Source organism: Mesorhizobium sp. M0062 (genome assembly GCF_040323125.1).
Classification (GTDB): domain Bacteria; phylum Pseudomonadota; class Alphaproteobacteria; order Rhizobiales; family Rhizobiaceae; genus Mesorhizobium.
Genome location: NZ_JAMYUO010000011.1, coordinates 164,958 through 171,993 on the forward strand (window position 1 = coordinate 164,958; position 7,036 = coordinate 171,993).

Below are 7,036 nucleotides of genomic sequence, written 5' to 3' on the forward strand. Positions count from 1 at the left end.
CCAATCACGAATGAACACGATTCGATCCGTCTGCGTCTATTGCGGCTCGTCTCCGGGCCGCGATGAAATCTATGCCAAGGCCGGGCACCTGCTTGGCCGCTCGCTCGCCAAAGCCGGCCTGCGGCTGGTCTATGGCGGCGGCACCAAAGGCATTATGGGCGCAGTCGCCGAAGGCGCGCTCAAGGCCGGCGGCAAGGTAACGGGCATCATTCCGCGCTTCCTCATCAACAAGGAGGCAACCGAAACCGCGCTTGACCGGCTCGACGAGTTGCTGATCACCGACAACATGCACGAGCGCAAGCACAAGATGTTCGAGAAATCCGACGCCTTTGTGGCGCTGCCCGGCGGCATCGGCACGGTCGAGGAAATCGTCGAGATCATGACCTGGGGCCAGCTCGGCCATCACCGCAAGCCGATCGTCTTCGCCAACGTTCAAGGGTTCTGGGATCCGATGCTGGCGCTGCTCGACCATATGGCCAGCGAAGGCTTCATCCACACCGCGCAACGGGTCAAGCCGCTGGTGGTCGAAGACCCCGAGGCCATCGTCGCCGCCATCATGGTGGCGGGGTCGTCGGTCGATGCGCCGACGGAAGGCGTGCAGTCGGTGATTGACAAGATGTGATAGTGACTAGTGAGAGAGGCCCCGCTGCCCATCACGCCGTAGCGCGAAGATCCTCGACGATGGTGCCGGCGGCAGCGACCTCCGCCTCATGGTCCGGCTCCCGCCAGGTCTCGGCGAGACCCGCGGCATACCATTCCTGCATGGCCGGCAGGCCAAGCAATTGCGGGGGATAGGCTGCAGCTGCCCCTTCGAAAGACAGCCCATAGGATAGCACACGGAACGCCACCGGAGCAAAGAAGGCGTCGACGGCGGTAAAATGGCCGCCGGCAAGGAACGGCCCGCCGAACAGGGCAAGGCCATCGTTCCAGAGATCGCCCAAACGGAACAGATCCTGCTTCAGCGCGTCCGACATCGGCAACGGTTTCACCCGCAAGCCGCAATTCATCGGGCATGCGCCGCGCAAGGCCGTGAAACCAGAATGCATTTCGGCGGCGGCCGAGCGCGCCCAGGCTCGCGCCTTGGCCTCGGCAGGCCACACACCATGGTGGCCCTCGGCGAGATACTCGGCAATAGCCAGCGAATCCCAGACGGCCCAGCCGTCATCGACCAGGCAAGGCACGCGCCCGCTGGGCGAGAACGCCCGGTAGAGATCGAAACTGGGCCCGGTCGGAAACGGCGTCAATTGCTCCTCGAACGGAATGTCGAGGGTGCGCATCAGCACCCATGGCCGCAGCGACCATGACGAATAGTTCTTGTTGGCGATATGCAGCACGTACATCGAAAGGCTCCCTACTTCGGGGCCAACGCCACCGGGCGGATTTCACGGCCACGAAACATCGACCAGGAATACATCGCCAATGCCGCCCAGATCAGCGCGAAGGCAATTGCTTGCGTGGTGCCGAACGGCTCGTCGAAAATCAGCACGGCGATCAGGAACACCATGGTCGGTGCGATGTACTGCATGATGCCGATGGTGGAGAGGCGCAGAAGCTTGGCGCCGAAGGCGAACAGCAGCAGCGGCACCGAGGTGACTGGGCCGCAGCCGATGAGCAAAGCCATATCGGTGCCGTTGCTGGAGATGAAATGGTCCTGGCCGTTGACGACCAGGAAGACGATGTAGGCAAGCGCCGGCACCGACAGCAAAAGCACTTCGAGCAGAAAGCCCTGGCTCGGGCCGATCGGCAACGTCTTGCGGAAGAACCCATAGGCAGCGAAGGAAAAGGCCAGCGCCAGCGACACCCAAGGCAATTTGCCGGCATCGACGGTCAGAACGGCAACTGCGACCGCCGCCAGCAACACGGCCGCGATCTGCAGCCGGTCGAGCTTCTCGCCGAGCAACAACGCGCCGACGACGATGCTAACTAATGGGTTGATGTAGTATCCGAGCGCCGTCTCGACGGTGCGGTCGACCGAGATCGCCCAGACATAGATGGCCCAATTGACGGAGATCAGGGTCGCCGTCAACGCCGCCATGGCGATGCTGCGTGGTGAGCGGATTGCCGCCTTGAAATCGGCGGTCCGACCGGCCCAGACCAGCACCGCGGCGGCAATCGGCACCGACCAGACGATGCGGTGGGCGATCACCTCGATCAGCGGCAGATGCGCAACCGCCTTCATGTAGAAGGGCAACAGGCCCCATAGCAGATAAGCGCCGAGCGCGAGGAGAAAGCCGCTGCGGGCTTTGGAGTCGGCGTCGGGCTGGATCGTGTCGCTGGCCATGGCAACCGCTATGGCCCAGTGGGCCATCCAAAACCATCGCAAAATTATGATGGATCAATGGACTTCCGCTGATGGCTCAAGGGGCGGCGCAAGTTCCTCGCCCCACTTCGGGGGCGAGGAAACCCACGTCTTGCAACCCTACTCCGCCGCCACCAATCCCGCCATGTCGCGGTTCTTCATCAGCTTGTAGACGATCGAATCCATCAGCGCCTGGAAAGAGGCGTCGATTATGTTTTCCGACACGCCGACCGTCCACCAGCGTGCGCCGGTGCCGTCATGCGATTCGATCAGGACGCGAGTGATCGCCTCGGTGCCGCCATTGAGGATACGCACCTTGAAATCGGCGAGCTCCATGTCGGCGATCTCGCTCTGGAATTTGCCGAGGTCCTTGCGCAACGCGATGTCGAGCGCGTTGACCGGGCCGTGGCCTTCGGCCACCGACATCTTCTCCTCGCCCTCGACCATCACCTTGACGATGGCTTCGGAGACCGTCTTCAACTGGCCGTTGGCATCGAAGCGGCGCTCGACCATGCAGCGGAACGAAGTGACGTTGAAGAACTCCGGCAGGCCGTGCAGCATTTTGCGCGCCAACAGCTCGAAGGAGGCATCGGCGCCCTCATAGGCGTAGCCCTCGGCCTCGCGCTCCTTGACCACCGAGATCAGCGCATCGAGACGATGGTCGTCTCTGGGCACATCGATGCCGCGCCGCTTCAGCTCGGCGAGGAAATTGGCCTTGCCGCCCTGGTCCGAAACCATAACGCGGCGGCGGTTGCCTACCGCCTCGGGCGGCACATGTTCATAGGTCGCCGGCTCCTTGGCCAGTGCGGAGGCATGGATGCCGGCCTTGGTGGCGAAGGCCGAGGCGCCAACATAGGGCGCCTGCGCTTCCGGAGCACGGTTCAGCAATTCGTCGAAGGCGCGGGAAAGCCGGGATATCCCGGTCAGCGCCTCGGCCGAGATGCCGGTTTCAAACCGATCGGCGAAGGCCGGCTTCAGCGCCAGCGTCGGTACGATCGAGACCAGATTGGCGTTGCCGCAGCGCTCGCCGATGCCGTTCAGCGTGCCTTGGATCTGGCGCACGCCGGCCTCGACGGCGGCGAGCGAATTGGCCACCGCTTGGCCGGTGTCGTCATGGGCATGGATGCCGAGATGGCCGCCCGGAATACCTGAAACAATGACCTTGTCGACGATGGCGCGCACTTCCGAGGGCTGCGTGCCACCATTGGTGTCGCACAACACCACCCAGCGCGCGCCGGCATCATAGGCGGTCCTGGCGCAGGCCAGTGCGTAGTCCGGATTGGCCTTGAAGCCGTCGAAGAAATGCTCGCAATCGACCATCGCTTCCTTGCCGGCGGCAACAGCTGCTTCGACCGACGCGTTGATCGAGTCGAGGTTTTCCTCATTGGTGCAGCCGAGCGCGACGCGGACATGATAGTCCCAGCTCTTGGCGACGAAGCAGATGGCGTCGGACTTGGACTGCACGAGCGCTGCCAGGCCCGGGTCGTTGGATGCCGACACGCCTGCCCGCTTGGTCATGCCGAAGGCGACGAACTTTGCCTTCGCCGTGCGCTTCTGCTGGAAGAAGGCGGTGTCGGTCGGATTGGCGCCGGGATAGCCGCCTTCGACATAGTCCATGCCGAACTCATCGAGCAGCTTGGCAATCGCGATCTTGTCCTCGACGGAAAAGTCGATGCCCGGCGTCTGCTGGCCATCGCGGAGGGTTGTGTCGAAGAGATAGAGGCGTTGTTTGGTCATTGTTCTGTTGGCGCGCGAGCACCCCCCTCTGGCCTGCCGGCCATCTCCCCCTCAAGGGGGAAGATCGGCAGCTTTAGCGTCGGTTCGTTTCCTGCAGCGATGAAGATTTGCGAAAGCGCCGATGACAGCCAATCTCCCCCCTTGAGGGGGAGATGTCCGGCAGGACAGAGGGGGGTGCCACGCGCTGTCATTTCCCCGCAAACCCATCCGTCGCGCGTATCAGCCGATCCAGAATCCCCGGCTCCGAATAGGAATGGCCGGCGCCTTCGATGAGGTGGAAATCCGCCTTCGGCCAGGCCTTGTGCAGGGCCCAGGCATAGCGCGCCGGGCACGGCATGTCGTAGCGGCCGTGGACGATTGTGCCGGGAATATCCGCGAGCTTATGGGCATCGCGCAGAAGCTGCCCCTCCTCCAGCCAGCCGGCGTGGACGAAATAGTGGTTCTCGATGCGGGCAAAGGCGATGGCGAAGTCGTCCTCGCCGAACTTGTCGCTGGTCTCCGGCTCCGGTAGCAGCGTGATCGTCTCACCTTCCCACAGGCTCCAGGCAAGGGCGGCTTCCAGCTGCGCCTTGCCATCGGCGCCGACCAACCGCCTGCGGTAAGCGGCCATCATGTCGCCGCGCTCGGCCTCAGGAATTGGCGCCAGGAAACGCTCCCATTTGTCGGGGAACATCTCGGAGACGCCGAACTGATAGTACCATTCGAGTTCGGCGCGGGTCAGCGTGTAGATGCCGCGCACGACAAGCTCGCTGACGCGATTAGGATGCGTCTCGGCATAGGCCAGCGCCAGCGTCGAGCCCCACGAGCCGCCGAACACCAGCCATTTTTCGAAGCCGCACATCTCACGCAGCCGCTCGATGTCGGCAACCAGGTGCCAGGTGGTGTTGGCCTCGAGCGAGGCGTTGGGTGTCGATTTCCCGCAGCCGCGCTGGTCGAACAGGATGACGTCGTAAAGCTTCGGGTCGAACAATTGCCGATGTTTTGGCGAGAAGCCGCCGCCGGGACCGCCATGCAGGAAAACGGCCGGCTTGGCGCCCCTGGTTCCGGAGCGCTCCCAGTAGATATGATGGCCGTCGCCGACATCGAGCATGCCGGACTCGTACGCCTCGATCTCTGGATAAAGAGTACGAAGTTCACTGTTCATTTCATTGCTCATATCTTCAGGCCGTGCGCGGGCCAGTCCGTGGTTTCGTGGTCGGGATGCTGGAAGGAGATGATCTGCTCCTGGCGGGAGTAGAAATCCGGATCCTGATGCATGGGCTGGTCAAAGATCGTTTCCACCCAAGGCAATCGGACCGCGTAGTTGACCTGGATCTGCGGCGCCAGATCGGAGCGGTCGTCGAAGGCGCCGATGGCGATCTCCAGTGCGCCAGGTTGGCGATAGGTCAGCGGTGTACCGCAGCGGGCACAGAAGCCGCGATCGATGTTGACCGACGACTGGAAATAGGTGGGCTCTTCGCGCATCCATTCGACGCCATCCTTGGGCACTGTCACCAGCGCGCCGAAAAACGAACCGAACTGTTTCTGGCACATGCGGCAATGGCAGATGGACGCCCGGCCGAGCTTGCCCTTGATGCGGAAACGCACGGCACCGCACTGGCAGCCGCCGGTTCGAACTTCATCGGTCATGATTTTCCCTCTGGCGGCCGGTGTTCGGTGTCCCATTGTTCGGTGTCATGGTCGGGATGCTGGTAGGAGACGAGCTCGGCGAGATAAGGCGCCGACGACATGTCGGCCATAGTGTCCTCGCCCGGCAATTGCGGGATGGTATCGACATAGGGAAGTTTTGCCTCCGTGCCCCACTGGATCAGCGGCACGATATCAGCCGGATTGTCGAAGGCGCCGATGGCGAGGCCGATGCCGTCGGGCGCGGTAAAGGTCAGCGGCGTGCCGCAATTGGCGCAAAAGCCGCGATCGACATGGCTGGACGAGGCGAAATATTTCGGTTCGCCGCGCGTCCAGTCGAGTTTGGCGCCACGCACCGAGACCAGGGGCGCGTAAAATGAGCCGAACGCCTTCTGGCACATGCGGCAATGGCAGATCGAGGCGTCACCCAGCGCACCCTCGACGCGAAAGCGCACCGCGCCGCACTGGCAGCCACCGGTGTAGATCGGCCGGTTGTCGAGGCTCATGGCGTCTCACTCCGTTTCATAGTCATTCGGGCGCATGGCAGACGGCCTCGACATTGTTGCCGTCGGGATCCAAGACGAAGGCGCCGTAATAGTCCGGGTGATAATGCGGGCGCAGCCCCGGCCCGCCATTGTCCTTGCCGCCGGCGGCGAGCGCCGCGGCATGGAAGGCGTCGACCTCGGCGCGGCTGCGCGCGGTGAAGGCGACGTGCTGATGGGTCCTCGGCTTGTCATCGCTGGCCTGCAGCCAGAACACCGGCCGGTCGCGGCCATAGCCACCGACCTTGGCGCCGCCGGTATATTCCAGTGGCACCATGTAGATCAGCGAGGCGCCAAGCGGCGCTATCGCCTGGTCATAAAAGGCTTTCGACGCGTCGAAGTCGGCGACATTGATGCCGAGATGGTCGATCATGAAACAAGCTCCTCCCTTGCTGGCGCCGGCACGTCGGCGCCGGCCAAGCCGGCCCCGATGACGATGTGCTGGCAGGCATTGTCGATATCGCGGATGACGTCGTCGTTCCAGAAGCGCAGGATGGTCCAGCCACTGGCACTCAATTGAGCGCTGCGTGCCTTGTCGCGTTCTGCATCTTCTACGTCGGCATGCTGACTGCCATCAACCTCGACTACGAGGTGGTGGGCCGAACAGGCGAAGTCGACAATGTAGGGTCCAATCGGTACCTGTCGGCGAAAGCTCATCCCCATCAGCCGGTGAGCCCGCAACTCATTCCACAGTTTCAGCTCGGCATCGGTCATGACGCGACGCATGGACTTTGCATTCTTGCGCTGACGCGATGGAACGAGGTCGTGACCCATGCTCAGGCCACTCCGCGCTGGCGATTAGCGAAAACCAAGGCGAGGGCTGATCTCCCCC

9 protein-coding genes are annotated in these 7,036 nt (G+C 63.0%); 1 reads left to right on the forward strand and 8 read right to left on the reverse strand.

Annotated features, from left to right (window positions below):
* The first annotated feature begins 10 nt into the window (after positions 1-10).
* Complete coding sequence (locus NKJ64_RS15910) at positions 11-622, forward strand: LOG family protein (RefSeq protein WP_023673582.1); 612 nt, start codon at positions 11-13, stop codon at positions 620-622.
* A gap of 31 nt (positions 623-653) precedes the next feature.
* Here NKJ64_RS15910 and NKJ64_RS15915 read toward each other — a convergent pair whose 3' ends face one another.
* The 8 genes from NKJ64_RS15915 to NKJ64_RS15950 all read right to left on the reverse strand — a co-directional run bounded on the left by NKJ64_RS15915 (position 654) and on the right by NKJ64_RS15950 (position 6,978).
* A complete protein-coding gene (locus tag NKJ64_RS15915; RefSeq protein ID WP_352462904.1) occupies positions 654-1,340 on the reverse strand; it encodes a glutathione S-transferase family protein in 687 nt (228 codons plus the stop codon).
* Positions 1,341-1,351: 11 nt separating this feature from the next.
* Complete coding sequence (rarD, locus tag NKJ64_RS15920; protein ID WP_023673577.1) at positions 1,352-2,281, reverse strand: EamA family transporter RarD; 930 nt, start codon at positions 2,279-2,281, stop codon at positions 1,352-1,354.
* 138 nt (positions 2,282-2,419) lie between these two features.
* The gene (cimA, locus tag NKJ64_RS15925; RefSeq protein ID WP_023684468.1) at positions 2,420-4,036 is read right to left on the reverse strand and encodes a citramalate synthase; all 1,617 of its coding nucleotides are present in this window, start codon (positions 4,034-4,036) and stop codon (positions 2,420-2,422) included.
* 187 nt (positions 4,037-4,223) lie between these two features.
* Positions 4,224-5,180 (reverse strand): prolyl aminopeptidase, encoded by a 957-nt coding sequence (gene pip / locus NKJ64_RS15930; RefSeq protein WP_023735501.1) that lies wholly within the window; start codon positions 5,178-5,180, stop codon positions 4,224-4,226.
* An 8-nt stretch (positions 5,181-5,188) separates the two neighbouring features.
* The gene (locus tag NKJ64_RS15935) at positions 5,189-5,665 is read right to left on the reverse strand and encodes a GFA family protein (RefSeq protein WP_023687309.1); all 477 of its coding nucleotides are present in this window, start codon (positions 5,663-5,665) and stop codon (positions 5,189-5,191) included.
* On the reverse strand, positions 5,662-6,168 hold the full coding sequence (locus NKJ64_RS15940; protein ID WP_023687308.1) for a GFA family protein: 507 nt from the start codon (positions 6,166-6,168) through the stop codon (positions 5,662-5,664). The genes NKJ64_RS15935 and NKJ64_RS15940 overlap by 4 nt, the downstream gene beginning before the upstream one ends.
* Before the next feature lie 22 nt (positions 6,169-6,190).
* Positions 6,191-6,577 carry a VOC family protein gene (locus NKJ64_RS15945; RefSeq protein ID WP_023673572.1) on the reverse strand — a complete coding sequence of 129 codons (387 nt, stop codon included), beginning with the start codon at positions 6,575-6,577 and terminating at the stop codon, positions 6,191-6,193.
* The gene (locus tag NKJ64_RS15950; RefSeq protein WP_023822736.1) at positions 6,574-6,978 is read right to left on the reverse strand and encodes an endonuclease domain-containing protein; all 405 of its coding nucleotides are present in this window, start codon (positions 6,976-6,978) and stop codon (positions 6,574-6,576) included. Before NKJ64_RS15950 ends, NKJ64_RS15945 begins: the two co-directional genes overlap by 4 nt.
* Positions 6,979-7,036: the final 58 nt, after the last annotated feature.